At 64.7% G+C, this 2,325-nt stretch carries 2 protein-coding genes and 1 pseudogene; all 3 read left to right on the top strand.

Annotation, left to right across the window (positions count from 1 at the left end):
- On the top strand, window positions 1-1,072 hold a 1,072-nt coding region (locus EN993_RS34840; protein WP_127266146.1), incomplete at its 5' end, for an ABC transporter substrate-binding protein.
- A 129-nt stretch (window positions 1,073-1,201) separates the two neighbouring features.
- On the top strand, window positions 1,202-2,188 hold the full coding sequence (locus EN993_RS34835; RefSeq protein ID WP_127266145.1) for an ABC transporter permease: 987 nt from the start codon (window positions 1,202-1,204) through the stop codon (window positions 2,186-2,188).
- Window positions 2,185-2,313: pseudogene (locus EN993_RS34830) on the top strand (ABC transporter permease); the annotation flags it as partial. The gene EN993_RS34835 and the pseudogene EN993_RS34830, both read left to right, overlap by 4 nt.
- Window positions 2,314-2,325: the final 12 nt, after the last annotated feature.

Raw genomic sequence — 2,325 nt, 5'->3', positions numbered from 1 at the left:
CATCTACGAGGTGGGCAAGATCGAGGACAACCCGGCCAACAACGCGCCCATCGGCACCGGGCCGTTCAAATTCGGCGAGTACAAGGCCGGCCAGTATTACCGGCTGACGAAGAACACGGATTACTGGGGCAAGGACGAGCCCTATCTCGACGAGATCATCTATCAGGTGCTGCCGGATCGCACGTCCGCGGCGAGCGCGCTGGAGGCTGAAGAGATCCAGCTCGCAGCCTTCTCCGCCGTGCCGCTGGCCGACCTCGACCGCATCTCGAAAGTGCCGGGGCTGAAGGTGATCTCCAAGGGTTACGAAGGGCTGACCTATCAGCTCGTCGTCGAGATCAACCATCGCCGCAAGGAGCTGGCCGACGTGAAAGTGCGGCAGGCGATCGCGCACGCCATCGACAAGGATTTCGTCGTCAAGACGGTGTTCCTCGGCTATGCCGCGACAGCCACCGGTCCGGTGCCGAAGAACGATCCGCAATTCTACACGGCCGACGTGCCGACCTATGCCTTCGACGTCGCCAAGGCCAACGCGCTGCTCGACGAGGCCGGCTACAAGAAAGGTGCCGATGGCAACCGATTCTCGCTAAAACTGCTGCCGGCGCCCTATTTCAACGAGACCAAGCAGTTCGGCGACTATCTGCGCCAGGCGCTCGCCGCCATCGGCATCGACGCTCAGTTGGTCAACAACGACTCGGCCGCGCACATCAAGGCGGTCTACACCGACCATGCCTTCGACCTCGCGGTCGGCCCGCCGGTGTTCCGCGGCGACCCGGCGATCTCCACCACCATTCTGGTGCAGAGCGGCATTCCGGACGGCGTGCCGTTCTCCAACCAGGGCGGCTACAAGAACGACGCGCTCGATGCGCTGATCGCTAAGGCATCGGAGACGCTCGACACCACTGCCCGCACCGACCTCTACAAGGAGTTCCAGAAGGAGGTGGCCACCGACCTGCCGCTGATCAACGTCGCCGAATGGAGTTTTATCAGCGTTGCCCGCGACACGGTCGGCAACATCGCCAACAACCCGCGCTGGGCGGTGTCTAACTGGGCGGATACGTATCTGGCGGGTTGACCGCCAGACTTGCAGATCAGCGGTCCGGGTGCTCAGGTTCGACAATGAGAGTTCCTTCGCGCCCCCTCTTGTCCTGCCGGATAGCGGCATCGGCTTTGCCCTCCCCCTTATGGGGAGGGTAAGGCGGCCATGACCCGCGCCCTGACCCTGCTCCGCCGTCGCCTCGTCGGCAGCATCTTCGTGCTGCTGATCGTCGTCATCGGCACCTTCCTGCTGCTCGAAGCGGCCCCGGGCGACGCGGTCGATGCCTATATCATCTCGACCGGCGGCGACGCCGGCATGATCGAGCTGTTGCGCCATCGCTGGGGCCTCGACCAGTCGGAGCTGACGCGGCTGGCCAACTATCTCTGGGCTCTGTTGCATCTCGATCTCGGCCAGTCGGTGACGTTCTCCCGACCGATCCGCGACGTCATCCTCGAACGCCTGCCCAACACGCTGCTGTTGATGGTCAGCGCCACCGCGCTCTCCTTCGGGCTTGGTTCGGCACTCGGCATCTATGCCGGCGCGCGGCCAGGCAGTTTCCGCGATCGCTTCCTGTCGATCGGCTCGCTGGCGCTCTATGCCGTACCGGGTTTCTGGCTCGGCCTGGTGCTGATCGTCGTCTTTGCCGTCGACCTGCGCCGGCTGCCGATCGGCGGCATCGAAACCCTGGCCTCTGACAAGACCGGCTTTGATCGCGCAGCCGACATTGCCATCCATCTCGTCCTGCCCGTTTCCGCCCTCGGCTTCATCTATCTGGCGCTCTATCTGCGCATGATGCGCGCCGGCATGGCCGAGGTCTGGCGCCTGGATTTCGTGCTGGCCGCCCGTGCCAAGGGATTGTCACGCCGTCGCATCGTGCTAGCCCACGTCGCCCGCAACGCACTGCTGCCGCTGGTCACCATGCTCGGCCTGCAGTCTGCGCAGATGCTCGGCGGCAGCGTCGTCATCGAGAGCGTCTTTTCCGTACCCGGCCTCGGTCGACTGGCGCAGGAAGCGGTGGCCGCGCGGGACACCCCATTGCTGCTCGGGATTATTCTCACCAGCGCCGTCCTGGTCATTTTCATCAACCTTGCCGTCGACATCGCCTATGCCTTCCTCGATCCGCGCGTCGGCGCTAGCGAGGCTGACGCATGAGCCCGCTCCGCCGCTTTCTGCGCACGCCCGAGGCGTTCGCCGGCGCCATCCTCCTGGCGGCGCTGATCGCCATGGCGCTGTCGGCGTCATTGCTCGTCCCCGGCGATCCGCAGGCCATCGCCGGGGAAGAGCAATGA

Origin of the sequence: Mesorhizobium sp. M7D.F.Ca.US.004.01.2.1, assembly GCF_003997785.1 — a bacterium.
GTDB classification, from domain to species: domain Bacteria; phylum Pseudomonadota; class Alphaproteobacteria; order Rhizobiales; family Rhizobiaceae; genus Mesorhizobium; species Mesorhizobium loti.
This window is presented reverse-complemented; position numbering and strand designations above follow the sequence as displayed.